The sequence below is a fragment of the Veillonella parvula genome, from assembly GCF_048309325.1.
Classification (GTDB): domain Bacteria; phylum Bacillota; class Negativicutes; order Veillonellales; family Veillonellaceae; genus Veillonella; species Veillonella parvula_T.
Window position 1 is genome coordinate 61,692 of sequence record NZ_DBFBTX010000004.1, and the last position, 26,208, is coordinate 87,899.

The following is a 26,208-nucleotide window of genomic DNA, read 5'->3' on the forward strand; positions in this document are numbered from 1 at the left end:
GATTCCTAAGAATCCTCTTTTAAAATTTGGATTAACGACGATTTGCATCGAAGAAGTTAATAGCAACTTCTGGGAACATAGCGTAAGTCAATACATCTTCGTCAGTGATGCCATTGTAGCCTTTAGAAGCTAAATCTTGACGGTAACCTTCCAATTCAGGTTCGATAAGATCTGCTGGACGGCAAGTAATAGGTTGTTCATCACCAATGATAGTTTGACGAATTTCATCAGAAATTGTACCAGGTAATTGACCATATTTACCACGAACAAGATCTTTAACTTCGTTAGGAACCATTTTGTAACGGTCGCCCATCATAACGTTCATCATAGCCATTGTACCAACGATTTGGGATGTTGGAGTTACCAATGGAGGGTAACCCAAGTCTTCACGAACGCGTGGCATTTCATCCATAACGTCAAAGAAGCGATCGCCCATACCCATTTCGTTCAATTGGTTTTGAGTATTGGACAACATACCGCCAGGAATTTGGTAACGACGAACAGCAGGGATTACATCACTAGCTGGTTTCAAGTTGAATTCTTCAGCGATTTGTTGTTTTACTTTACGGAAGTGGTCAACTAATGGAATGTATTTATCAAGGTCAAGACCAAGATCCCATTCAGTACCTTTGAACATTTCAATCATAGTTTCAGTAGCTGGTTGGCTAGTTGCATGAGCAAATGGAGAGATAGCAGTATCGATGATATCTACGCCAGCTTTAGCAGCTTCCCAGTATGTAGTACTAGCAAGACCGCAAGTGAAATGGCTATGCAAGTCGATTGGCAATTCGCCAAAACGTTTTTTGAAAGTAGAAACCAAATCATATGCATCAGCAGGTCCTAACAAACCGGACATATCTTTGATACAAAGGGAATCAGTACCCATTTCTACCAAAGTTTCAGCTACTTTCAAGAAGCTTTCAGTTGTGTGAACTGGAGAAATTGTGTATACCATAGCGGATTGAACGTGTGCACCAGCTTTTTTGGAGTACTTAATAGCAGCTTCCATATTGCGTGGGTCATTCAATGCGTCGAAAATACGGATACGGTCGATACCATTTTTTACAGCCGCATTACAGAATGCTTCTACTACGTCGTCGGAGTAGTGTTTATAGCCCAACAAATTTTGACCGCGAAGCAACATTTGCAATGGGGTATTTTTCAAATTAGCTTTCAATTTGCGAAGGCGTTCCCATGGATCTTCATTCAAGAAACGAAGACAGCTGTCATAAGTAGCGCCGCCCCAACATTCAAGAGCTTCATAACCAATATCATCTAAAAGGCCGAGCACTGGTTCCATTTGTTCGTAGCGCATACGTGTTGCCAAAATAGATTGATGACCGTCACGAAGAACGGTTTCGCAAATTCTTAATTTTTTAGCCATGTTAATCCTCCAAATCGAAATAGTCTGTGTATGTAACTTTATACACTCATTAAACAACTATCTCATACCTATTTTTTTTACGATTTTTTCGATGTCTGCTCACACTAGCCAAACGCGCTAAAATCGTAATACATACTTATATTAGACTACTTATAAAATTCTTTGTCAACAACCACATTATGCTATTTACTCATAATCTCATGTATTCAAAGATGATTTTTTCGTGATGAATATCACAAAAAACTGCAGAGGAACTAGAGTTTAGCATGTATGTTTAATCAAATTAATTTTTTTGTAATTGCTCATTTTAATGAGAAACTAAAAATTATATCGTAATAATTTTTGGTTATTATTAAATACTTTTCAAAATATATCGGTATTTATAAATGTAGTAATTCGATAAACGTCGGTATGTTTATAAGCTCATCAATTTTATTAATAACTAAGCCGATATTTTTAAATGCATAAACATGCAAAAGAACCTGCCCATTTACGGACAGGTTCTGACCTAATCTTTAAAATTTGAGAGTCCCCATTATACGGCTTACTTCTCAGGCTTAACCTTTTTAGGCGCAGTTTCTAGGACAATATTTTTACCTTCCCGTTTCACCTGAATAGAGAAAGCCCCTTCCCCTTCTTTAAAATACTCCATCTTAATATCAAGGAGCATTTTACCAATCATAGTCTCTACTTTTTCAGTTAAGAACTCACGGTAAAAAGCATCTTCTTTTTGCTTTGGACTTTGATGAACTACTGGTTTCTTAGCATCTCGCTCCATATTGAGCATAGTATCTTCGAAATTTTCTGTATCCTTAAAATTTTTCATCATATCCGCATCGGATAAACCTTTTTGAATTTTAAACTTTGCCATGTGTATCTCCTATCAGTTCAAAAATTGCTTTCTTTACACGTACTGGATCAATACCAGACATACAATATTGATTAGGCTTAGGACAACGTCGTTTTCGGCAGCCTAAGCAATCTAATTCATCATTTACGAGCACCTTAAATGTCCCCGTCAGAGGGCCCCATAATTTAGGGTCAGTAGGGCCAAAGAGTGCTACTACAGGCTTATTTAAAGCTAACGCAATATGCAGAGCTCCCGTATCTGCAGTAACTACTACATCACAACTTTCAATTAAAGCCCCTAATTCTTGAAGTGTCGTTTTCCCTAACATATTCAGAACAATTTTATCAATACCCTCATCTGTCAAAGAGTCCAGCAAGGGTTTGTATTGAGCAGCCTCTTTAGGGCCACCTAAACAAACAAATTTCGCTCTATATTGAAGGGATTTAATGAGAGAATACCATTTTTCCTGAGACCACTCTTTCGTTACCCAAGAGGTACCTAATACCAGCCCAATGCGTAACGGAGTTTCTACCACGCCTCGATGTAAAGAAACGTCATTATCAATCGACTTCCATTGATTTTCTGCCCAACTATGTAAATTTGTTGGCACCTGAAAATCCATGTGGTATAGCGTATTAGCATTAGATTCATTTAGTAAACAACTGCTCTCAATACCGTATTTATCAATGTTAAGCGATGTATCTAAATTTGCATGTTCAGTAATAGCCTTTGTTAACAACTGAGCTACCTCTACATAGCGTTTAATCACGTGTTCTGTACTAGGCTTCGTTTTATAGTTAGTAAACAGCCAATTCAACTCTTTTGTACCACCAAGGCCAAGTCTAATGGGGGTTCCTGAAGCTAATAGTACTAGCCCTGTTATGAGTCGCCCTTGCACATCAACGGCTACATCAAATTTATAAGGCTCTAATTTGGCCTTAAGATCCCACCACATGCGCCACATTGTAGGAATATGTAGTTTTTTAGAATGTGCCTCGTATTCATCCCGTTCCCAGGGAATTATTTTATCTACATAGGGATTGCCCTGCAGGAGCTCTACCATACTAGGCGTTACAATCCAATGCAACTTAGCATCAGGATACTGTTCCTTAATCCACCGCGCAGCAGGTGTAGCATGCAAAACATCACCTATGTAACTAAGGCGTACAAATAATATATTCATAGATATCCTTAGGGTACATACTATTATAGGAATAAAGCCTTTATAATGAAAGAACATTATAAAGGCTTTTTCTTAAGATTTCTTTTTACTACCACTACTATTTGATGATTTAGAAGATGTAGTATCTTCTGTTACCTTAGTAGTTTCTTCACTACCATTCTTAATGATGTTTTTTACATCTGATAATGTCAACTCATTAAATGTAGTAGGGTGGTTGTATTTGTAAACTGGATTGAAGCCTACACCTAATTTACCAGTGTAAACAGTCAATGCATTATTGTCCTCATCAACACGGGCGATATAGATAGTTTTGTCCATATCAACACCGATAAAGCGGAAACGCCCTTCAGGGTTGATAACACGCCATCCCCCTTCAATGCCGTTGAACATGAATACATCCCCAGTTCTCACATTATCGTAGAAGAAGTTATCTTCATCGTAGAATACACCGATATGACCGATATCAGTAGCTTGCATGTAAACGCGACGTGTATCGTAGTTAGCATCGGTACGATAAATGCGATATGTGTGTTCTTGAACTTTTACCTTCATATACACCACATTTGTCGCTTCAGAGTACGCAGCATCTACAATTTTACTGCCCCGAGGCAAGTCTTCAAGTTTCGTATCAACTTCGTGTTCTGGATCATCCGCATTAAGACGAGCCATGACAACATCTCTGGAGTCATATAAACCCATGACAGCATAGTTACGGTCTGGCATCCAGTTGAAGTAACTAATCGAGCGGCCCTTCAAATCGATATTTGTGGGCTTGCTTTCATTAGCCTTGTAAATTTTCAAAGAGTTCTCTGTAACAACGGCCATAAATTGACGGTCATAAGATACATACTTAGTACCTTCCTTCACATCAGGGAAGTTTTTAGTATCATCTTTTGATGCGCCTGCTACGTTAAACTCTGTAGTCGGTGCAAATATATATTGATCAAGGTATAGGTATACCCCACCTTGCAGAAGAATACCTACCGCAAAGGCGCTCAGTACACGCGTAAAAGGTTTCATCTGTCCTCCTATTTCACGATAAACGCCGTTGGGATCATGCGTTCCCCTAACAAATCGGCAGGTTTATTTACGACTTTACCATTTAGGTACAAAGTAGAACTAGAACCGCCATCTAAATTTGCTGCAATGTAGCAACCCTTTTCAAAAAGAATATCTTGTACGTCACGCAAGGTAGCACCAATGGAATACCCTGGTTGACGACCATCGATTACGAGAAATAGCACTGTACCATCTTTCTTTTGACCGATAGCAGTACGAGGACCTACGCCCCAGCCACCATCACCTTCGGTAATCATCTTCTTACCATCAACGATAAGAGGTGGACCAAAGGTAATACCTTCCATAGCCTTCATATCACTAAGCTGAGTTTTATCATAGTTACCAGCGATAAGATTACCAGATTTAGAGAAACCTACAAAGTCTACGTCTTCATCAGGGCCTACATCCTTACCGATAACGTACTCACCATCATGCAAGATGAAACCATATGGCAAACGGCCTGTACCAGTACCATTAGGGTCGTGGAAACCACCGCCATTAATCGCTGCTACAGCATTATTCATTTTTGCAATATTACTTGTAGTATCGCCTTTTTCTTGAATATTAGCCGCTGTACCTACTTGAATACGACGAGGATCAGGAATTTCTAAAATATAGCCTACATAACGAGCAGACTGGATTTTTTCAAGATTTAAAGTCTTATCTTCACGAGCATTAAACTTGAACAAATCTTGGCTTTTAACAACCCCTACAGTCCCCAAAATAGATTGTAACTCGTCTTCATTAAACAACCATGTAATGTAATGAGGATGGCGAGATTGTAAGATAGCACCAATTACAGCGCGCTTTACATTATTAAATGGTCCAAAGAGCACCACGAAGGGTGATGTGACAACGGTAAATAAGAACACCATAATGATGAACTTTACCCAATTCTTTTTGAACAATGTATTTCTCCTTATAAATCAGTGAAATGTTCAGTGCTAATGCGTTCTTCAAAATGCTTGATATCCACCGCATTACCTACCCAAACACGCAAAATATTATATGGATTATCACCAGTATGAGCCCAGCCAGATTTCATAGCCATCCCCATTTTAATACCAGCTTTCTTAGATGCTGAGTCGGTGAATTCATTTTTATCTCCATATGGATAGCAGAACCAAGGATTATCCTTAATGCCTACTTCTTTAGCAAGTGCCTCTTGGGCCTTTGTAATATTTTCAATTTGTTTTGCTTCTGACAATTGGCCCATTTCTATATGTTGGAAACCATGGTTTGAAATAGTAATACCATTTTTGTGCATTTCACGCACCTGATCCCAAGTTAGACGCGTCCCAACATCGCCAGGATTGATAAATACAGTCGCCGGGAATCCATATTCTTTCATAATTGGATATACGATAGAATATGTATCTGCATAACCGTCATCAAAGGTTAAAACAACAGGTTTTTCAGGCACCGCAGCACCATTTACAACATAATCATACAATTGATCCATCGTCAATGGATTATAGCCATTATCCTTGAGGAACTTCATTTGTTCTCTAAACAAATCCTCCCGAATAACTGCATCATTATCTTTGTCGTCGCCGACTTTATGATACATAAGAACAGGAATACCCGTTGGATGTACCATCTTAACTTCTTTTGCAGGCGGTACTGAACTAGTAGGTTCTGTTTTTTGTGAAAGCAATCCACAACCTGCCACAACCATTGCCAATACCAAAACTAACAGTGTTACCAACGGAATCCGTTTCATAGGTCCTCCTCTATTAGAACACAATTATATACAGAATATTATAACATTTCCATGAAGAATAGTAAAAATTAACGCTTTATTAGTACTTCATCAATCGATTTTCGAGGTCTAGGATACATAGTTTCATCTGGAATACCTATAGCAATGATTGCCTGTACATCGTGAGGAATATTTAAAAAGGTTTTGCTTTCACACTGCATAAAATACACATCATTCATCCATAGTGTACCTAACCCAATTGCTTTTGCCCCCAATAAAATATGTTCTATAAAAGCGCCAATAGCTTGTAAGTCACTTTTCTCCCACACGCGAGTATAGTCAGGCAAGTGATCATAAGGATTAAACACAAATAGCAAGTCACTAGCAGTTTGCATAGCCTTAAGACTAATCTCTAAACTACCAAAATGTTCCTTATGTTCTTTATATTGCTCTAACACCTGAAAGCCTAAATTCACAAAATGTTCTTTCTCCACTGTCGTCACATGAATAACCTGCCAGGGCTGACGATTTTTAGGCGATGGAGCTCGCATACCAAGAGATACTAACTCCTGAATTATGTTGACCCCTACTGATTGAGTTTCTTTATATTTACGTACGCTAGTACGAGAGTTTATAACTTCTGTTAATTCCATAATATTTCACCAAAACATCTAAATTCATATAAATCTTCGGTATCTAAAATCATTCAAAACTTCTACGATTATTTAGAGCTATATTGTAATCCGTTCAATAATGCTTTAATATTCTAATTATAATACATATTTCTAAAATTATGCTTATCCAATAGACAAAGGATTTCTTATGAAAAAACGCTTAAGCCTTATACAAATGGACGTCTATGTAAACGAAGTGGAATACAATTATGCGCGCGTCCAAGAATTACTTTCACAAGCCCTATCAGAAAAGCCTGACATTATCGTCTTGCCCGAAACATGGAATACAGGATTTCATCCATCTAAGGATTTAATCAATATTTCTGACAGAAATGGAGAAAGAACAAAAGCTTTATTAAGTACATTCGCAAAAGAACACAATGTAAACATTGTGGGCGGTTCTGTAGCCGTAGCAAAAGAGGATTTAGTATTTAATACATCCTATGCTTACAACCGTGAAGGCAAGCTCGTAGGAGAGTATTCCAAAATGCACGGATTTAGTCCTGCTAAAGAGGACCAATACTTCGCTAGCGGTACGCATACCACTCATTTTGAATTGGATGGCATTCCTTGTAGTACGGTTATCTGTTACGACATTCGCTTCCCTGAGCTCGTAAGAATGGCTGCATTATCAAATACAGAGCTATTATTTGTACCTGCTCAATGGCCTACTATGCGTTTACGCCACTGGCAAGTATTAAACGAAGTGCGAGCTATTGAAAACCAACTCTTCTTATGTGCTGTCAACGGCTGTGGTACAGTAGGTCGAGTTCAAAGCACTGGTCACTCCGCTGTATACGATCCATGGGGTACAAACCTCCTCGAAATGGACACTAGGGAGGGCATCTCATCTGTAGATATCGACCTCACCGTAGTAGAGGATATTCGCAATAAAATTAACATTTTTAGAGATCGCAAACCTGAACTCTACAAACTATAAAACAAAGGCACATTGTTTTTAACTACCATCTTAAACAATTCATTTATAGATGGTCTGCGCATAAAACAATGTGCCTTTTTATTGTATGGAATTCATATACATTAAAACTCAATAAGCTTCCACATCTCCTCTGGAACCTGTTCTAGAGGTTTATTTTTTGCAATTGCTCCTTTTAGAATATCAATAGTATCTTGCACATCTTGTTTATCCTTTGTATCAGGATCATGAAGGATGACACGATTTAAAGAATCTTCACCAAATTGTTTTACATATTCTTTTTCTACTTGATTAAGTTCACGGCGTAAATATTTCATAGATAATAACCTCCCAATATATTTAATCTAATATATTAAAAAGTACTTGTCTATAATTCAAATATTTTCTATACACATCTTCAGCTAATAATCAACAATTTAAATTATAAATTAATATTTTTATCTCATAAATCATTTACATGAATTCTATAGAAATGGTAGTATTAACAATGCAATAGGATTTAGTTATTAAGAAAGAAAGGTAATAACTATGTTTTCATTTCTACAACCTAAAGAGGCAAAATCATCAGTTCCACAAAGCATGATTATGAATCTATATTATAAATATAGATTGCAATCATTAATTGGTATTTTTATAGGTTATGCTGCGTACTATATTGTTCGTAATAACTTTGCCTTATCAACACACTTTTTATCAGATATCCTCCATATGAGCAAAACAGAAATTGGTTTGCTATCTAGTGGTATGCTTATCGCTTATGGTTTAAGTAAAGGCTTTATGAGTAGTCTTGCGGACAAAGCAAGTCCTGCCAAGTTTATGGCTTTCGGTCTCATTTGCTGTGCAATTATCAATATCTTTATGAGCTTTGCCGATAGTCTCGCCTTCTTCTTAGTTTTAGTAGTACTAAATGGCTTTTTCCAAGGATTTGGTGTAGGACCATCCTTTATCACCTTAGCTAAATGGTACCCAAAACAGGAACGTGGCCGTTATGGAGCTATCTGGAATATTTCACACAATCTCGGTGGTGGTATCGTAGCACCAATCGTAGCCGCCGCATTATATTTCACTACTACAGATTACTGGCAATTAGGGAGTTATGGTGTACCAGCGCTTATTGCAGTTATCATAGCAATTGCCATTTCTTTCTTAATCAAAGAAAGCCCTGAACGTGAAGGCTTACCACCAACAAGTGAAATCATCGCCGACACAGCTCATAAGGCACACAGAAGTTCTGAAGCACCGCATATGAGCACAAGAGAAATCTTTGTAAAATACGTATTGAAAAATAAAAATGCTTGGTATGTATCATTAGTTGACACCTTCGTTTACATGATTCGCTTTGGTATGCTTACTTGGCTTCCAATTTATTTATTACAAGTAAAGGGTTTCTCCAAAGCAGAAATGTCTGTTGCCTTTTTATTCTTTGAATGGGCGGCTATCCCTTCAACTATTTTTGCAGGTTACATTTCCGATAAATTCTTTAAAGGTTATCGCATGCCACCTGCAATCATTGCTATAAGTATTATCTTCTTCTGTATATTTGGTTATTGGCAAAGCGAGTCTCTCTTATGGGTTACTTTCTTCGCTGCTATTGTAGGTTGTTTAATCTACATTCCTCAATTCTTAGCTTCAGTACAAACTATGGATATTGTACCACCATTTGCAGTAGGTTCTGCTGTTGGTCTTCGTGGATTCATGAGTTACATTGTTGGTGCAAACTTAGGTACAACACTATTTGGTGTTTTAGCAGATAAATTTGGTTGGAATGCAGGTTTCTATCTTTTATTAGTAGCATGTGTTCTTTGTATTACATTCTGTGTATTGGCTCATTTTGGCGCCAAAGAATTAGATGCTAAAGAAGCTGAACTTGAACAACTTCAACCAGCTGAAGCTAATAGCTAACCCCTAACAAATAAATCCTATAGTAAAAAGGTCGTAATATGTATTAATACATGTTACGACCTTTTATTTACCCCACGAAAGGGACTCCTATATAACCGATGTGTTTTCATCAACGCATAGTTCTGGAAATAATGAAAGCACAAACCACAATGATACCAAGGACTATACTCCCAGCTACTATATAAGGCCATGTAAGTACATCCCGTACATCATTCAATATTTTTATATCAAAGATTGGCATATAAAGTAGTAAGTTCCCCAAAATCCAACCGATTGGTCCTATGAACTTTAGCTTCTTAATCGTATCCATTTTATCTAGAATAGACTCGGTTACCTCTGAATCCTTTTCGACAGATACGTATTCTTTATTAATGTAAAAGCCTTTTGAATATTCCGTTTCAAAAGCCCACTCTTGAACAGAAAACGTAGCAGTACCATCAGCATTTTCATACTCTTTATATTTAGCAGTATCAGTAGTACCTACGTCTACCTCACCCCAAGTGCCCGTTACCATCTCATAACCACTATCTATGAGTTTCATATCGGCTGGTAGTGCTTTTCCACACAACTTGGAAAACTGGTACGCATCTCGCTTCTTATCCCAACTGAGCCAAAACTCTGCATTATTCTTATGTCTAACTAACTTATACTCATACCCAATTTTTCCATGAGTATCAATATAGCGTATCTTGCCTAAAATCGTATATAGATCCCTTCGGATACGTAACGTCTCACCATAATTAAAAACCATAATCTTCTCTCATATTGAAAACTATATATAAATGTATATTACTAATTACTATGATTGTACACGGATTGTGAAAACCTGCCAACACTTCTCAGATTTAAAAGGAGAAGATAAACTCATTAAATGTATTTTAATATCAAAATAACGAAAAAAAGACCTACAGTAAACTGTAGGTCTTTATATTTTGGTGCGGTTGGCGGGACTTGAACCCGCACGAGCGTTAGCTCACCACCCCCTCAAGATGGCGTGTCTGCCATTCCACCACAACCGCATGGAATACAAATGGTGCCTCAGGACAGAATCGAACTGTCGACATACGGATTTTCAGTCCGTTGCTCTACCAACTGAGCTACCGAGGCATGATTTTTTGTAAAAAAAAATGGCGACCCCGATCAGATTTGAACTGACGATCTTCGCCGTGACAGGGCGACATGTTAACCGCTACACCACGGGGCCGCGTATCAACTCGCGTTGACTACTTGTACATAATATCATGGATTTTAGAGCAATGCAACTATTTTTTTAAAAAATATTATTACAAATCTATTAAAATAATTGATTATATTTGATAATCGTTATTTTATAGCTTTTATAAATGTATCTCTATAATATATTACAGGAATCCCCCTTATATCGTCATAATTCATCAGTTTTCACAATAGTACAATTTTCTCTACAAGCTTCACTAGGTATAGGCTTTACTAGAAATCATCCTATTCTTTACTCAATATGCTACAATATGTATATATTCAGTATGAAAATGACTCTATAGAAACATGAAAGGATTCGCTGTGAATAAGTTCAATTCCAAAGGTGTTATTATCGCTCTTATCATAGCCATTGTAGGAGCGATGGCCGCAGCATGGTACTTCTTGTGGTATGTGCCACATACACCGGCCTACACATTAAAAATCATTCACCAAGCAGTACAAGACAAAGATGCAGACGAAGCATTGCGTCACGTAGATATAAAATCCATTGTAAAAAATATTGTAGAACGAGAAGGCAATAAATATATCGATACATCTACCCCACTTGGTAAAGCTACAATAGCAGCTACCAAAACATTTGGACCAGCTCTTATCGAAGACGTAATACGAACATATATCGAAGATCCTGACAGCTTTAAATCTGAATCACCTACCAATAATACCACTACAGCAAATGATGATAATAAGTCTATGGTAGATCGTCTTGTAGAAGGTCGCCTATTTAAGGAACATGATGTAGAGGTTAAAAACCTAAAGTCAGAAGATAATGGTGATACGGCTACTGTAACTGTAACAATACAAAATAATAAAAAGAATATGACAAAAGATATAAGAGTTTTGATGCGTCATTTAGGAGATGGAACATGGGTAATTTACGATATTCCTGATATCGAGGACCTATATACTATCACTAGAAAATAAATATCTTTGTCTTTTCTAACATTTTAAATTGCAGATCTTAGAAAACGTAAAAAAGAGCTATGTCGTTTTTCTAGATGAGCCATTTACATTGTAAAACTAACAAAGGACAGTATCTACTGAAAAGTATATACTGTCCTTTTATTATCCTATGGTCTTAACAATCGTAAGTTCTCATGTAGGACGAAATTATACACAACTTAATTAGCAAATATAACTAAATCCATTGAAATGAGATTTTATCTATCAAAATCTACAATAGCCAAGGTTACAGTCACTTGTGAGATAAGACGTTGTGCATCATCTATCATATCAAAGCGCCATACGTGGGATGTTTTGCCTTTCACTAGTAGTGTTCCTAAGGCTGTTAAAGTTCCTTCGCATGTTACAGGACGTAGGTGATTCGCAGTTATAGACTGACCTACTCCAAATTTATGAGAGCCTACCAGCTCATTGCTCATCATACCTGCAATAATTTCTGCAAAAGCTAATGTAGCACCACCATTTAAATAGCCTTGCAGTTGTTTATGAAATTCATTTAAATTCATTTTTGCAATACATGTAGTATCGCTCGTCATACGAGGTACATCGATTTGTAAGGATTCAATTAGATTCATAGTGTTCGTTTCTCCATACAATAAGTTTCTAGCCGGTCATCAAAAACTGTTACACCTAGTCCATCACCATCAGGGACCTGCATAACACCATCTTTAAAGGTTAAATCTGGGAAAATAAGATCTTGTTCAAAATATCGATTTGAATCGGACAAATCCCCTGCCATATAAGAATCTCCTAAAGCGGCTAGCTGAACATGAAGCATTTTAGAAACCCCTGACTCTACCATGCTACCAATCCAATATGGAATATGACGTTCTCTACATAGATTAATAGCTGCTTTTGTTGGAATAAGCCCCCCCATGCGCCCTACTTTTATATTAAGCACATCAATCAAACCATATTCGATAGCATAGGACAAATCATCATATCCTAAAATGGACTCATCCAAACAAATTGGCGTATAGATTTTCCAATCACCATGATTAAGACGCTCCCACTTCCAATCTTTATAAGATTGAAGGTTTACCATCGCAAAGGGCTCTTCAATACAAGCTAGACCTAAATCATCATACTGACGGACCTTATCTATTTCTTGATATGAATAGCTTCGATTTGCATCAGCCGCTAAGACCAAATCCGGATAATGTTTGCGAACTAAAGCTACGCGTTCATAACCATCTATAGGATTTACCTTTAATTTAATCCGCTTACAACCATTTACTACATGATGCGCTACAACATCAAGTAATTGGTCTATTGGCACATCACCGACGACGATACCACTTTCAATTGTCTCTTGTAAAGGTTGATCCATAATGTAGGAAACAGAATTTACACCTATCCGTTCACAATGAAGATGAATAAGCGCATTTTCTAGAGCCGCAATAGCCATAGGCATATTATCTCGATTGCGCCAAAATTGTAATTGTCGTACATAGGTCATCAGTGGTTTAGGCCGCATCAAGCGCAAATTAAAGATATAATCGTCTACCATAGCTTTCCAACAGGTTTCTACGGTCTCAAATGTATAGAATGGCTCTGTGAAAGCTACGCATTCCCCATATCCTACATACCCTTGTTGGTCTTCAATGCGAACAACGATAGTCTCTCTTTCTTTCACCTCGCCCTTGGCAGTCTTAAAATTGAACTTCAGTGGCAATTTAAGGCGATATGTAGTTATACTTTTAAAGTTTAAAATATTATTCATAGGCGCCTCAATTTTATAATTTCAATTCATTACGCAATATTTTGCCAGTTCCATTTCGAGGCAATGCGGTTAATACTTTTACATATTTCGGAATCTTATATTTTGCTAAAGAGTCTTTCATAAAGACTATAATATCCTCTAGTGGCAAACTTTTACCATCATGAAAGGCCACAAAGAGGGCTGGCACTTGTCCCCATTTAACATCGGACACAGGCACAACGGCACATTCCTTCACCGATGTCAACGTATAGACTAAATCCTCTAGTTCCTTAGGGTAAATATTTTCACCCCCAGAAATGATGAGATCCTTACGACGATTCAAAATATAAACGAAACCGTCCTCATCGATGTAACCAATATCATCTGTATTAAAGTCTCCATCAATAGGTTCCTTGTTGATGTAACCAGTCATAACCATAGAGCCCGTCAAATGGATTTCGCCTACCCCATCTGTATCAGGATTATCGATACGAACCTGCATGCCAGGCAATGGCTTACCTACAGATTCTCGTTTATGAGGATACTCCAATACGGAGAAGGTCACGCTTTGACTAAAGGTTTCCGTCATGCCATAAGTCTTATAGATAGGCAAAGATTTCTTTTCACAAGCATCGATTAGCGCCATGGGAATGAATTCTCCACCGAGCAATATAACACGTAATGCATGGTGCGTAATATGTGGCTCTAATTGAGTCAAAATGGTAGGCACTAAGGACATCATATTGATTTGCCCAGATTCTATAAGTTTTAGAACTTGAGCTTCATCATATTTAGGCAAAATAGTGACAGCCGTCCCGTTGTAAAGAGACCTCATCAAGATAGATAAACCACTTACATGAAACAGAGGCAGTACCATTAGCCAATTATCCTGATCCGTTTTTCCTAGTACCTCTTGGGATGCTTGTACATGAGCTTTAATTTGCCCCCATTGAAGCGGTACAGACTTAAATTGCCCCGTAGTAGCGCTCGTATTCATGATAGCAGCTATGTCTGTGTCCACAAATACCCAATCAAAGGAGTCCTCGACCACTAAATCCGATAGAATATCTTCTAGAGCTTCAAACTCATTTGTAACAATTGAATTAGAGGCCTTCGAATCAACGAAATGAGATAATTGATTACGTCGTTCTTTACTATGTAATACGGTGGTAACACCTAGTTGATCCAATTGGTTTTCTATTTCCTTTGGCTTAAGATGTACATTAAGTAAAAGTACCTCTTTATGAACTAGCATAGCAGCCAACACATACATTGCCATGGTCACAGAGTTATCAGACAAGATAGCCACACGAGATGCGTCTAAAGGCACTAAATTACGAGCTACATGGAGTACACCACGGTATATATCGTTATAGGTATATTCATTTATACATTTACGATTAGGGTAGTGCTGTGCACCATAACGTAACCACTCCATCATCTCACCTCGTATCTAAACCTAATCACTAATACGTAATCACTAATTACCAATTACCAATAAATAGTAAATAATAAGTAATAACTAAAAAAATAATAATTGAAATATGATAAATAAAGAAATATTACAAGAAAGGCGCCTCCTATAGAGGCGCACTTGTCGTTTTAACCGTTAATATAGTCCGTCATATAGGACTGTATCGACTCCCAATTAAGGGAATTTAGGGAATTGTTTGAAGTTAGGTTTCCGTTTTTCTTTGAACGCGTCACGACCTTCTTTCGCTTCATCAATTGTATAGTACATCAATGTAGCGTCCCCTGCGAATTGTTGTAAACCTGCAAGGCCATCTGTGTCGGCATTGAAAGCGCCTTTCAACATGCGCAAAGCCATTGGAGATAATTCAAGGATTTCGCTACACCATTGAACTGTTTCTTCTTCCAATTTGTCAAATGGTACCACAGTATTAACCATGCCCATTTCATACGCTTGAGCTGCTGTGTATTGACGGCACAAGAACCATACTTCGCGTGCGCGTTTGTGACCAATCATGCGAGCCAAATAACCTGCACCGTAACCAGCGTCGAAGGAACCTACACGAGGACCAGTTTGACCGAATTTAGCATTTTCAGAAGCGATTGTAAGGTCACATACGATGTGTAACACATGACCGCCACCGATAGCATAACCATTAACCATTGCAATAACAGGTTTAGGGATGACGCGAATTAAGCGTTGTAAATCGAGAACGTTCAAGCGAGGCACATTGTCTTCACCTACATAACCACCGTGACCACGTACGCTTTGGTCACCGCCGGAGCAGAATGCCTCTTTATCTTCGCCCTTACCGTGGTTAGCACCAGTCAATACGATTACGCCTACTTCGTTATCTTCACGAGCTACTGTGAAAGCATCAATTAACTCCATTACCGTTTTAGGACGGAATGCGTTGCGCACTTCTGGACGGTTAATAGTAATCTTTGCAATGCCATTATATGTTTCGTAAATTACATCTTCATAATTACGATCCAATACTTTCCAATCAAATTTGCTCATGGACTTAACCTTTCTTCTGTAAAAAATCCAATACCGCTCGTTCAAAAACCTGCGGTTTCTCTATATGTACATTATGCCCCGCCCCGTCGACGATGACATGATTAAAACTTGGCAACTTGCCAAATACATCTCTTCCTATTGTAGTATATTTTGTATCTAATGCGCCACTCACATATAAACCTTTAACAGAGAATTTTTTTAATTTATCCCCTACATAAGGCATTACGCCCTGCCCTGACCCACGCAACGTACAAGCTAAGGCATATGGGCTATTATTGGAACGGCGTAAATATATTAATTCTTCTACCCCCTCTGAAAGCTGTTTTTGACTCTCAAAAATAGGTGCTTCCGCCCATCGTGCAGCAAACCAAGCACCATCATGCTCTTCGATATGAACTGCTAAGTCTTCATCCGCCTTGCGGCGTGCTGCTCGCTCAGCGTCAGAAGCGATGCCTACCGAGCCACTTTCAAGAATGAGACCTTTGATTTCACGTTCATACTCCAACGCATAGGAAAGTGCAATACGAGCACCCATGGAATAGCCCATGAGGTAATAGCTTTCACCAACCATATGATAGATAACTGTATGCAAGTCCTCTATCATTTGAGGAATGGTATAGGCCTTATCCTCATCAGGAATATCTGAATCACCATGGCCGATCAAATCGATACGGACCACGCGATACCCCGGCAGATTAATAGCATCCCAAGTATAGCTTGATTCAGAGAAGCCGTGGAAACATACAATAGGTTCCCCTTCACCTACCACAGTCAAACCGTAGCGATACTCTCCCAAGTCAAAATACATGCGCTGAGCTGGATTACACAAAGCATTATCTACAATACTGCAAAAATACTGACTCATAGTAATGCCTCCATATCAACTGAAACTTTTGTATATTTCCTATGTAACTGACGACTATATTCCCGGTCTGTTGGTATTTCAATAATATGAACGCCAGATTCCTCGCTAACTTTAGCTAATACAGGGACCAATTCATCAGGACTAGAGATTTTAGTGTACCCACAGCCATAGAGTTTAGCAACCCCACTATAATCTAAACCTTGTGACGTAGAGAACAAATAATCAAAATATTTCGTTCCCTTTTGCGGTAAATATTCAAAAATACCGCCTCCATCGTTATTATGCAAAATAATCGTCAAATTGAGATTGTGCGTTTTAGCAACCGCTAAACCGTTTAGATCATGGAATAAAGACAAATCACCCGTTACGAGATATGTAGGCTGATGATTCGTTGCAAGTCCAAGCGCAGTGGAAACTGTACCATCGATACCATTAACACCACGATTACCGTAAAGAACGGCATCGGACTCCCCAGAAAGCCAAAAGTAATCAAAGTCGCGAACGGTCATGCTATTCGCCACAAGTACTTGGCTATTGTCAGGAATATGCTGTTGCAACTCGCGTATCGTGCGTCCTTCAAAGCAACTTGGTTCTTCTATAGCTGTACTTAGTTGAGCTTTACCAGCTACTTCTAAACGTTGCCATCTATTAAGATATGCATTAGATTCGTTCTTTACAGCGAACAAATGCGTAAACATATCGATGCTTGCTTGCATGTGTATGGTGGTTTTCCCCATAGGGTTCATGGAGTCCATCGTGGGATTTACCTCAATATACTCCACATTATCCCAACTTGCCACCATTTGCTGTACCCGTTTCGATACAACGATTTGTCCAAACTGAATTACGCAATCTGGCTTTAGTACAGGCCATAGGTCTTTATCCGCTAAAAACGCATCATACGTAGAAATGACAACATCAGAGAAATGTTTTTTCTGAATCATATCTGTATCATTGTTACGATTGCTAGCAACTTCATGATTGTCATCAATAGTACCAGTCTTATGACAACGTCTTACATTGGACAATGGATCCGCCAAGATAGGAGCTTGTAAATTCTCCGCAAAGGAATGAATAGACTCAACTTCATCTACATCAATTTGTGGACCAGCTAAAATAAGAACTCTCTTATACTGTGCAAGCAATAGACTTCTATTCTGATAGCTAAACACATCACCGTAATTAGGTTTAAATACTTTGTAAGGGCTACGTCCCGCTTCAAAGTGCTTACGGTCCAGTTCAGGCACTAATGGCTCAAAGAGAGGTATATTGATATGCACGGGTCCTTTTTTAGTATCTATAGCTTTCATATACGCCTTGCGTGCTACTTGTCGTGGATATGTGTAGTAATGCTCATCTTGGGGCACCGATAATTCTTCATAATAGTTTACAGCTGTACCAAAGATTTTTTGTTGATCTACTGTTTGTGGAGCCCCTGTATGTAGCAAGGTATAAGGTCTATCGGCAGACAATACGATAAGAGGTACCCCACTATATTGAGCCTCTAAAATAGCGGGCAAATAATGAGCCACTGCGGAACCGGATGTACAAACTAACACAGTTGGTTCTTTATGAGCCTTTGCAATGCCAAGTGCCATAAAGCTAGCAGAGCGCTCATCTATATTCATATATGTTTCAAAGCCTTCATACTCCGTGAAAAGCATAGCCATCGTCGTGGAACGAGAACCAGGGCTAAACACAGCATGCCGGACGCCGAGTTGGTAAAACTCATCTACCAAGGCAGCAATATATTCGTTCATTATATTCCCTTTCAACAACTTCTAAGGGTTTGGAAATTTATCATAACGCATCCAAAATGGTGCGCATTTTATTATTAGTTTCTGCATATTCTTCATCCGCATCAGAATCGGCTACGACGCCACATCCTGCATAGGCATAAAGAACATTATCCATAATGAGGGCAGATCGAATAGCAACGATGACAATGCCGTCCCCCATATCTTTCATAAAGCCAAAAGGTGCTGCATACATGCCGCGTTCATGAGCTTCGTACTTTTGTAGCAATGCCAACGCCTTTTCTCGCGGTTCACCACCGAGAGCCGGTGTAGGATGGAGCAACTTTGCCCATTCTACGAGGGATTTTGTGCTATCCTTAGCAGTAATAATGGTGCGCAAGTGATAGAGATGAGCTAACTCCATGATGCCCGTTTCACCTATGGTAACATCAGGTGTTATAGTCTCCATTGTTTTCACGATACGATCGCGCACAATATTATGTTCAAAGAGATTTTTCTTATCTGTTAACAGTTGTTCCTTAGTCCACGCATTTGGTCCATGTTTAGGAGCTGTACCCGCTAAAGCATAACTAAGAATTTCACTACCTCGATGGCGAACTAGAATCTCTGGCGATGCGCCCACAAAGGTACGTCCATTCTTTTCGTAACCAAAGATAAAGCAATTGGGATTATTATCTACTAAATTTTCCAAAATACTTGCCACATTGTATGGTGTTTCACTAGTAAACTGTACCTCTCGAGAAGAAACGACCTTCGTCATTTCACCACTACTAATGCTTTCAGAAATAGCATTCATCAATCTATTCCAAGCAGCCTTATCATCACTGGTTTCCTTGTAGTTATGGCGAACTCGAGGCACCTCGAAATCCGTAATAGGGACGCTTTCACCAGCGTGCAAGTAGAAAGACTCCCCATTTTCTACGATGTAATAATGGGTGAAAGCAATCATTTCATGACCCATGCCAGCCCATTTAGGGTCCTTAGAGTTCTCAAAAAAAGTATCTCCATAAAACACGTAAGCGTAATTATGGCGATCTTCATCATCTTTGACCGTCGCCAAACGTTTAGCGCCTACAACGATGCGGTCACTTTGACGATCCACCCAAAATACGCGTTCTTCGTTTGGAAAATTCAGCCAAAAGGCTACCGGACTATTCAGTTCTAACGGTTCTTTATTATATATCATAGTTGTATATCACTATTAAGAAATAAAATAGACTATAGTAAAAACACCTAACGTGTAGAAGATTTACTTCTACACGTCAGGCGTCATCAATAAGTTTCCAAATTTTTGAGATGAGCCTAACGCCATCACACGTCGATGGGCCCTCTTTATATCTAATTTATTATATCATAGGTAACAGTTAAAAGGTAGAAAATAAAACCTCTACACCGCATGCGTCGTGCATGAATGTAGAGGTTTTCATTATATTCAAAATGTTGTTACTTTATTTAAAAGCCTTAGCCCCAATATCTGTACGATATTGCATGCCTTCAAAGTCGATATGCTCTATACGTTCATAGGCTCTATCAAGTGCCGTTCTAAGGTCTTTGCCAAGTCCGACAACACCAAGCACACGACCGCCATTAGTGACATAATTTTCACCAACAAGCTTTGTACCAGAGTGGAATACAATGGTTGTGTCATATTGTTTAATATCCCCACTGATGACATCGCCCTTAGATGAAGTTTCAGGATAGCCCTTAGAAGCAAGGATAACGCAAGCCGCTGAGGAATCTTTCCATTTCACCATATTAGAGGTTAATGTGCCCTTAGCACAGGCCATCATAATCTCACCTAAATCACTATCGAGCAGCGGCAATACAACTTGTGTTTCAGGATCACCAAAGCGCGCATTGAATTCTACCACCTTAGGACCTTCGTCAGTAATCATAAGCCCCGCGTAAAGGCAGCCTACATACGGCATGCCTTCTTTTTCCATAGCCGCTACCATAGGTTCTAAGATGGTTTTCATCGCTGCGTCCCGCAATGCATCTGTAAGAACGGGGGCCGGTGCATAGGTCCCCATGCCACCTGTATTAGGCCCTTTATCACCATCAAAGATACGTTTATGATCTTGAGAGGCAATCATAGGAACTACGGTCTTGCCATCTACAAAGGCTAATAAACTAGCCTCTTCACCTTCCATAAACTCTTCAATAACAACGGTGCTGCCTGCGTCACCGAATCGATTACCGCTGAGCATATCTTCTACGGCTACATTCGCTTCATCGATGGTCATGGCTACTACAACGCCCTTCCCTGCCGCCAAGCCGTCAGCTTTAACAACAATAGGAGCTCCTGTTTGAGCAATAAAAGCTTTTGCTTCATCTACCTTGTGGAATACACCATACGCAGCAGTGGGAATGTTGTATTTTTTCATGAGGTCTTTAGCAAATACCTTTGATCCCTCTAGTTGAGCGGCTGCTTTAGATGGGCCAAAAACTGGAATTCCCGCCTTATTAAGTACATCTGCTAAGCCCGCTACTAAAGGAGCCTCAGGCCCAACAACAACTAAATCAACTTGATTATCTTTCAAAAAGCTAATTAAATGATCGCTTTGTTGCCAATCGATGCCAACTAGCTCTGCACAATCTAACATAGCCGCGCTGCCAGGAATAGCATATACCTTTGTTACGCTAGGGCTGATGGACAATCGCCACGCCAATGCATGTTCACGGCCGCCGCTACCGATTACACATACTTTCATAAGTCCTCCATCGGCGCCTAAACGCCATCAAATCCATAATAATATAAACACATAACAGGGCACTCCAAACATCAATAATTGTTGTGACCGTTCAATAGATATTTTGCCCTAATAGTGCTTAACAATCCGCTAAAAATTCTTAACTAGTTAATGTTTAAAGTGACGAATATTTGTAAATACCATAGCGATGCCCGCTTCATCAGCCGCTTTGATGGACTCTTCGTCGCGAATAGAGCCACCTGGTTGAATAATAGCTGCAATGCCATGCTTTGCCGCTGTTTCTACGGTATCGCCAAATGGGAAGAATGCATCGGATGCTAATACAGCGCCTTTAGCGGCTTCCCCGGCTTGTTCAAGAGCAATTTTTGCAGAACCTACGCGATTCATTTGACCGGCCCCAACTCCAAGAGTACGCTTTTCATTAGAAATCAAAATCGCATTGGATTTTACATGTTTTACGAGTTTCCATGCAAATTCAAGAGCTTTCCATTGTTCCTCTGTTGGTTGTACCTTCGTAACAACTTTATAATTGGCGCGGTCTTCTAGGATATCGTCTTCTGTTTGCACTAATAAACCACCAGACACCTTTTTCACTGTCACTTGGCCAGATTCCGGCTTAGATAGTTCAATGAGGCGAATATTCTTCTTAGCTTCAAGGATTTCTAATGCTTCTTTTGTGAAAGCAGGTGCCATAATAACTTCTAAGAAAATTTTGCTCATTTCCTCCGCTGTACTTGCATCTACTTCACGGTTTAAGGCTACGATGCCACCAAAGGCGGATACGGAATCAGCTTCGTAAGCATTTACATAGGCATCATGTAATGTAGCTGCAGTAGCGGCACCACATGGGTTCGTATGCTTAATGATGCATGCAGCTGGCTCAGTAAACTCCCATACCATATTCCATGCCGCTTCCATGTCTACAATATTATTATAGGAAAGCTCTTTGCCATGTAATTGTTTCAAGGCCCCCATGCCATGAGCTGTACCAATTTCTTTATAGAATGCGGCTTGTTGATGCGGATTTTCCCCATATCTAAGATCTGTTACCTTCTCATAAGCACTCAAATATTCTGGAGGTGTAGGGCCTTCATTCAAGATTCCACTCATATAATTAGCGATGGCCACATCGTAAGCCGCCGTATGAGCAAAGGCTTCTTTGGCAAGTCCAAAGCGATATTCCTTAGTCAATTCACCTTGATCCTTGAGCATCTCTAAGATTTCATCGTAATGATTTGGATTTACTACGATACCCACAAAGGCATGATTCTTTGCTGCAGAACGAACCATCGTAGGACCACCAATATCGATATTTTCGATGGCCTCTTCTAAGGATACATTAGGTTTTGCAATGGTTTCGCGGAACGGGTAAAGATTGACTACAACAAGGTCGATTGGTTCAATACCATGTTCTGCCATAGCTTGTTGATGCTCCGCATTATCACGGATCGCCAAAATACCACCATGCACCTTAGGATGTAATGTCTTTACGCGGCCATCCATCATTTCAGGAAAATCAGTCAAAGACTCTACCGATTTTGCCGGAATACCTGCTTCGGTTATGGCTTTAAGGGTCCCACCTGTGGAATAAATGGTTACCCCTAAATCAACTAAACCTTTCGCAAAGTCTACAATACCTGTTTTATCAGAAACACTAAGTAATGCATTTTTAATCATCTAACGTCTTCCTTTGCTTACACATCAATCTTCAATATATACAACACGACCTTTTATAGTGAGCTTATCCTCACAAAATAGTCGTAATACCTCTTTATATGTTTTATGTTCAATAGGCAATAATCTATCACTCAGAGTATCCTCTGTATCCTCCGGTAATAAAGGAACCGTATTCTGCATAATGATAGGTCCTGTATCCATTCCGGCATCAACAAAGTGTACCGTACAACCGGTTACCTTTACGCCCGCATCAATAGCTTGTTGATGTCCATGTAGTCCCGGAAAGGATGGCAACAAGGCAGGATGGATATTTAAAATTCTATGCTCATAGTGCTCAATCAATGGAGCCCCTACAATGCGCATATATCCGGCCAAAACGATACCATCTACCTTATAGGGCTCTAACGCATCTAACTGAGCCTGTTCAAAGCTAGCTTTAGAATCATAGTCGCTACGCTCGATGACAATGAGTGGGATATTCCAAGGTTTAGAACGTTTAACAATCCCTGCATCACCGTGATCTGTAATGATAACTACAAACTCACCATTAATATATCCTTCTTGCATGGCTTTATAGAGGGCTTCCCCATTGGAGCCTCTACCGCTTGCGAATAGAGCTAGACGTTTTTTAACTACGGAACTAGTCATTAAATACCGCCCCTTTTACAACAACTGGACCTTCGCCTTTAACGATATGACCAATTTCATAAACCGCTTCATTACGACTTTCAAGATTTGCCTTTACTCGATCCACATCCGCAGCGTCCACTATGAGGATCATGCCAATGCCCATGTTAAAAGTACGGTACATTTCATGCCAATCTACATTGCCCCATTCTTGTAGCTTTTCAAAAACTGGAAGGCGAGGCCATGTATCACAATCGATCTCTGCCGTTACTCCCGTAGGTAAGACGCGAGGAATATTTTCATAGAAACCGCCGCCCGTAATATGAACCATACCTCTAATTAAATCTTCTTTAATCAACGGTAATACAGCTTTAGGATATAAGTGCGTTGGCGTTAATAATTCTTCTCCCAGTGTTTTGCCAAATTCAGGAATATCTTGATCAATGGAGAAACCCTTATGATCAAATACAATTTTACGAACTAACGAGAAACCATTAGAATGAACCCCAGAAGATGGTAACCCAAGGATAACATCTCCTGCCTTGATACTTTCACCAGTAATCAATTTAGGACGATCTACGATACCAACGGCAAAACCAGCTACATCATAATCCTCATCATCGTAGAAACCTGCCATCTCAGCAGTTTCACCGCCTAGTAAGGCGCAGCCTGATTCTTCGCACGCCTCAGCTACACCGCGTACGATATCTGCCACTTTTACAGGCTCTAGTTTGCCAACCGCAATATAATCGAGGAAAAATAAAGGTGTAGCACCTTGTACGAGGATATCATTAACACTCATAGCTACACAGTCTTGACCGATAGTATCATGTTTATCCATCATGATAGCGAGACGTAATTTGGTGCCCACCCCATCTGTACCAGATACGAGCATAGGATCAGACATAGCATGACCAGCTAAAGAATAGAGTCCTCCAAAACCACCTAAATCACCAACAACACCTGGTGTATACGTCCGTTTAACAGATTCTTTCATCAATTCTACGGCGCGATTACCTGCATCGATATCAACACCTGCATCGCGATAGGTTAAACTAGTTTTATTCGAGCACATATTTGACCCCTTCCTCTTGGTCCGCAGGAACCGCTACACTATAATCACCATTGAAACATGCAAAACATAAATCATCTGGCTTTACATCAGATACAGCACGACATAGGCCTTCACGAGACAAGTAATGTAATTTATCAGCCTTGATAAAATCTCTAATTTCATCCACTGTATGAGTAGCTGCTATAAGTTCTTTACGCACTGATGTATCAATGCCATAGTGACAGGAATACTCAATAGTTGGAGAACTAATACACATATAAATCTCTTTAGCACCAGCTTCTTTTAGCATTTTTACAATGATACCACTCGTAGTACCGCGCACAATAGAATCATCAATAAGGACGATACGCTTACCTCCAACAATATGTGGCAATGCATTTAGCTTCATACGAACAGCTAATTCTCGTTCCTCTTGATTTGGTTTAATAAAGGTACGGCCGCTATAACGGTTCTTAACTAAACCTTCCGCAAAAGGGATACCCGATGCACGAGCATAACCTAATGCAGCTGTTGTACCGGAATCCGGAATGGACATTACGATGTCTGCATCATACTTAGTTTCGTTATATAGTTCGCGGCCCATATTTAGCCGAGATTGATATACGGATTGACCATCGATATGACTATCGCCACGTGCAAAATAGATGTATTCAAAGACGCAAAGTTTTTTGTCGATTTTTTCTGGTTCCGCATACATAGTACTACGCACACCAGAGTCATCGATGATAACCATTTCACCAGGATCTATATGACGAATAAACTCTGCCTTAATCGCATCAAAAGCACAACTTTCACTAGAGAGCACATAACCATTTTCAGTTTTACCTAAACAAAGTGGTCTAAATCCTTGAGGGTCTCGTACACCTACTAAAGAGTCGTTCGTAGTAATGACTAAAGAGAACGCCCCTTCAATTTGACGCGCCGCATCGGCAATGCGTTCCGCTTGTGTTTCTGCTTTAGAACGAGCTATCAAGTTTACGATAACCTCAGAATCCATCGTCGTTTGAAAGATGGAACCATCGGCTTCTAGGCGTTTTCGAATAGATAAGGCATTCGTTAAATTGCCATTGTGAGCCACCGCAATTTGACCGCCTTGGTAGTGAATAACCAAAGGTTGAATATTACGCGGATTATTAGACCCTGTCGTAGAGTACCGCACATGTCCAGTCCCCATATAGCTTGGCAATGCTGGTAATTCTTTGATAGCCTCAGTCAACAAGCCCATGCCTTTTTTCAGTTCTACATCATGACCATCGGTAACAGCAATACCCGCACTTTCTTGACCACGATGTTGGAGAGCAAATAGCCCCCAATATACATAGCGTGCTACATCAACGGTCCTATCATAGATGCCGAACACACCACACTCTTCGTGCCATTTATCAAAAACAGAATCGTAGTTCATCTTCCCCC

24 protein-coding genes and 3 tRNA genes are annotated in these 26,208 nt (G+C 39.5%); 3 read left to right on the forward strand and 24 right to left on the reverse strand.

All coding sequences use genetic code 11. From position 1 onward, the window contains the following. Window positions 1-31: 31 nt before the first annotated feature. The 7 genes from ACMKPP_RS02865 to ACMKPP_RS02895 all read right to left on the reverse strand — a co-directional run bounded on the left by ACMKPP_RS02865 (window position 32) and on the right by ACMKPP_RS02895 (window position 6,831). Window positions 32-1,384, reverse strand: a complete 1,353-nt coding sequence (locus ACMKPP_RS02865; protein ID WP_008602782.1) for a pyruvate carboxylase subunit B — start codon at window positions 1,382-1,384, stop codon at window positions 32-34. A gap of 544 nt (window positions 1,385-1,928) precedes the next feature. Next, window positions 1,929-2,255, reverse strand: coding sequence for a hypothetical protein (locus ACMKPP_RS02870; RefSeq protein ID WP_004698343.1), 327 nt, complete (start codon window positions 2,253-2,255; stop codon window positions 1,929-1,931). After that, window positions 2,242-3,417 (reverse strand): glycosyltransferase family 9 protein, encoded by a 1,176-nt coding sequence (locus tag ACMKPP_RS02875; protein ID WP_418369284.1) that lies wholly within the window; start codon window positions 3,415-3,417, stop codon window positions 2,242-2,244. The genes ACMKPP_RS02870 and ACMKPP_RS02875 overlap by 14 nt, the downstream gene beginning before the upstream one ends. 72 nt (window positions 3,418-3,489) lie before the next feature. Continuing rightward, entirely contained in the window at window positions 3,490-4,437 is a 948-nt protein-coding gene (locus tag ACMKPP_RS02880) for a hypothetical protein (protein WP_004693675.1), read from the reverse strand. A gap of 8 nt (window positions 4,438-4,445) precedes the next feature. Further along, window positions 4,446-5,384 (reverse strand): phosphodiester glycosidase family protein, encoded by a 939-nt coding sequence (locus ACMKPP_RS02885; RefSeq protein WP_004693677.1) that lies wholly within the window; start codon window positions 5,382-5,384, stop codon window positions 4,446-4,448. An 11-nt stretch (window positions 5,385-5,395) separates the two neighbouring features. Beyond that, window positions 5,396-6,199, reverse strand: coding sequence for a polysaccharide deacetylase family protein (locus ACMKPP_RS02890; protein ID WP_004693679.1), 804 nt, complete (start codon window positions 6,197-6,199; stop codon window positions 5,396-5,398). Window positions 6,200-6,267: 68 nt separating this feature from the next. Then, complete coding sequence (locus ACMKPP_RS02895; RefSeq protein WP_004698371.1) at window positions 6,268-6,831, reverse strand: nitroreductase family protein; 564 nt, start codon at window positions 6,829-6,831, stop codon at window positions 6,268-6,270. Between the two features lie 169 nt (window positions 6,832-7,000). On the opposite strand from ACMKPP_RS02895, the gene ACMKPP_RS02900 reads away from it, so the two are divergent. Continuing rightward, the gene (locus tag ACMKPP_RS02900) at window positions 7,001-7,792 is read left to right on the forward strand and encodes a carbon-nitrogen family hydrolase (RefSeq protein WP_004698326.1); all 792 of its coding nucleotides are present in this window, start codon (window positions 7,001-7,003) and stop codon (window positions 7,790-7,792) included. A gap of 101 nt (window positions 7,793-7,893) precedes the next feature. On the opposite strand, the gene ACMKPP_RS02905 is transcribed toward ACMKPP_RS02900, so the two are convergent. Further along, window positions 7,894-8,106 (reverse strand): hypothetical protein, encoded by a 213-nt coding sequence (locus tag ACMKPP_RS02905; RefSeq protein WP_008715600.1) that lies wholly within the window; start codon window positions 8,104-8,106, stop codon window positions 7,894-7,896. Between the two features lie 211 nt (window positions 8,107-8,317). On the opposite strand from ACMKPP_RS02905, the gene pgtP reads away from it, so the two are divergent. Continuing rightward, complete coding sequence (pgtP, locus tag ACMKPP_RS02910) at window positions 8,318-9,691, forward strand: phosphoglycerate transporter PgtP (RefSeq protein WP_418369285.1); 1,374 nt, start codon at window positions 8,318-8,320, stop codon at window positions 9,689-9,691. 109 nt (window positions 9,692-9,800) lie between these two features. Here pgtP and ACMKPP_RS02915 read toward each other — a convergent pair whose 3' ends face one another. The 4 genes from ACMKPP_RS02915 to ACMKPP_RS02930 all read right to left on the reverse strand — a co-directional run bounded on the left by ACMKPP_RS02915 (window position 9,801) and on the right by ACMKPP_RS02930 (window position 10,895). Next, window positions 9,801-10,442 carry a hypothetical protein gene (locus ACMKPP_RS02915; protein ID WP_008602791.1) on the reverse strand — a complete coding sequence of 214 codons (642 nt, stop codon included), beginning with the start codon at window positions 10,440-10,442 and terminating at the stop codon, window positions 9,801-9,803. Between the two features lie 182 nt (window positions 10,443-10,624). Further along, window positions 10,625-10,710: transfer RNA gene (locus tag ACMKPP_RS02920), tRNA-Leu, on the reverse strand. A 12-nt stretch (window positions 10,711-10,722) separates the two neighbouring features. Beyond that, window positions 10,723-10,798, reverse strand: a tRNA-Phe gene (locus tag ACMKPP_RS02925). 21 nt (window positions 10,799-10,819) lie between these two features. Beyond that, window positions 10,820-10,895 (reverse strand) — tRNA-Asp (locus ACMKPP_RS02930). A 320-nt stretch (window positions 10,896-11,215) separates the two neighbouring features. Here ACMKPP_RS02930 and ACMKPP_RS02935 point away from each other — a divergent pair. Next, window positions 11,216-11,851 (forward strand): hypothetical protein, encoded by a 636-nt coding sequence (locus ACMKPP_RS02935; RefSeq protein WP_418369286.1) that lies wholly within the window; start codon window positions 11,216-11,218, stop codon window positions 11,849-11,851. A 236-nt stretch (window positions 11,852-12,087) separates the two neighbouring features. Here the strand turns inward: ACMKPP_RS02935 and ACMKPP_RS02940 are convergent, their stop codons facing one another. The 12 genes from ACMKPP_RS02940 to purF form a co-directional block, all read right to left on the reverse strand. Next, window positions 12,088-12,465 carry a PaaI family thioesterase gene (locus ACMKPP_RS02940; RefSeq protein WP_418369287.1) on the reverse strand — a complete coding sequence of 126 codons (378 nt, stop codon included), beginning with the start codon at window positions 12,463-12,465 and terminating at the stop codon, window positions 12,088-12,090. Next, window positions 12,462-13,613, reverse strand: coding sequence for an o-succinylbenzoate synthase (gene menC, locus ACMKPP_RS02945; RefSeq protein ID WP_316581336.1), 1,152 nt, complete (start codon window positions 13,611-13,613; stop codon window positions 12,462-12,464). The genes ACMKPP_RS02940 and menC overlap by 4 nt, the downstream gene beginning before the upstream one ends. A 13-nt stretch (window positions 13,614-13,626) precedes the next feature. Then, window positions 13,627-15,033 carry an o-succinylbenzoate--CoA ligase gene (menE, locus tag ACMKPP_RS02950; RefSeq protein WP_418369288.1) on the reverse strand — a complete coding sequence of 469 codons (1,407 nt, stop codon included), beginning with the start codon at window positions 15,031-15,033 and terminating at the stop codon, window positions 13,627-13,629. A 207-nt stretch (window positions 15,034-15,240) separates the two neighbouring features. After that, window positions 15,241-16,083, reverse strand: coding sequence for a 1,4-dihydroxy-2-naphthoyl-CoA synthase (menB, locus tag ACMKPP_RS02955; RefSeq protein WP_004693709.1), 843 nt, complete (start codon window positions 16,081-16,083; stop codon window positions 15,241-15,243). Between the two features lie 4 nt (window positions 16,084-16,087). Then, window positions 16,088-16,948 carry a 2-succinyl-6-hydroxy-2,4-cyclohexadiene-1-carboxylate synthase gene (menH, locus tag ACMKPP_RS02960; RefSeq protein WP_418369289.1) on the reverse strand — a complete coding sequence of 287 codons (861 nt, stop codon included), beginning with the start codon at window positions 16,946-16,948 and terminating at the stop codon, window positions 16,088-16,090. After that, entirely contained in the window at window positions 16,945-18,708 is a 1,764-nt protein-coding gene (gene menD / locus ACMKPP_RS02965) for a 2-succinyl-5-enolpyruvyl-6-hydroxy-3-cyclohexene-1-carboxylic-acid synthase (RefSeq protein ID WP_311574189.1), read from the reverse strand. The genes menH and menD overlap by 4 nt, the downstream gene beginning before the upstream one ends. Window positions 18,709-18,748: 40 nt before the next feature. Beyond that, on the reverse strand, window positions 18,749-19,891 hold the full coding sequence (locus ACMKPP_RS02970; RefSeq protein ID WP_205112885.1) for an isochorismate synthase: 1,143 nt from the start codon (window positions 19,889-19,891) through the stop codon (window positions 18,749-18,751). 262 nt (window positions 19,892-20,153) lie between these two features. Then, window positions 20,154-21,416 (reverse strand): phosphoribosylamine--glycine ligase, encoded by a 1,263-nt coding sequence (gene purD / locus ACMKPP_RS02975; protein ID WP_311574191.1) that lies wholly within the window; start codon window positions 21,414-21,416, stop codon window positions 20,154-20,156. 147 nt (window positions 21,417-21,563) lie between these two features. Continuing rightward, complete coding sequence (purH, locus tag ACMKPP_RS02980; RefSeq protein ID WP_118091014.1) at window positions 21,564-23,093, reverse strand: bifunctional phosphoribosylaminoimidazolecarboxamide formyltransferase/IMP cyclohydrolase; 1,530 nt, start codon at window positions 23,091-23,093, stop codon at window positions 21,564-21,566. 24 nt (window positions 23,094-23,117) lie between these two features. Beyond that, window positions 23,118-23,741, reverse strand: coding sequence for a phosphoribosylglycinamide formyltransferase (purN, locus tag ACMKPP_RS02985; RefSeq protein ID WP_278470626.1), 624 nt, complete (start codon window positions 23,739-23,741; stop codon window positions 23,118-23,120). Beyond that, a complete protein-coding gene (gene purM, locus ACMKPP_RS02990) occupies window positions 23,734-24,795 on the reverse strand; it encodes a phosphoribosylformylglycinamidine cyclo-ligase (protein ID WP_278452069.1) in 1,062 nt (353 codons plus the stop codon). The genes purN and purM overlap by 8 nt, the downstream gene beginning before the upstream one ends. Then, on the reverse strand, window positions 24,782-26,200 hold the full coding sequence (gene purF / locus ACMKPP_RS02995) for an amidophosphoribosyltransferase (protein WP_101928954.1): 1,419 nt from the start codon (window positions 26,198-26,200) through the stop codon (window positions 24,782-24,784). Before purF ends, purM begins: the two co-directional genes overlap by 14 nt. Between the last annotated feature and the right edge of the window lie 8 nt (window positions 26,201-26,208).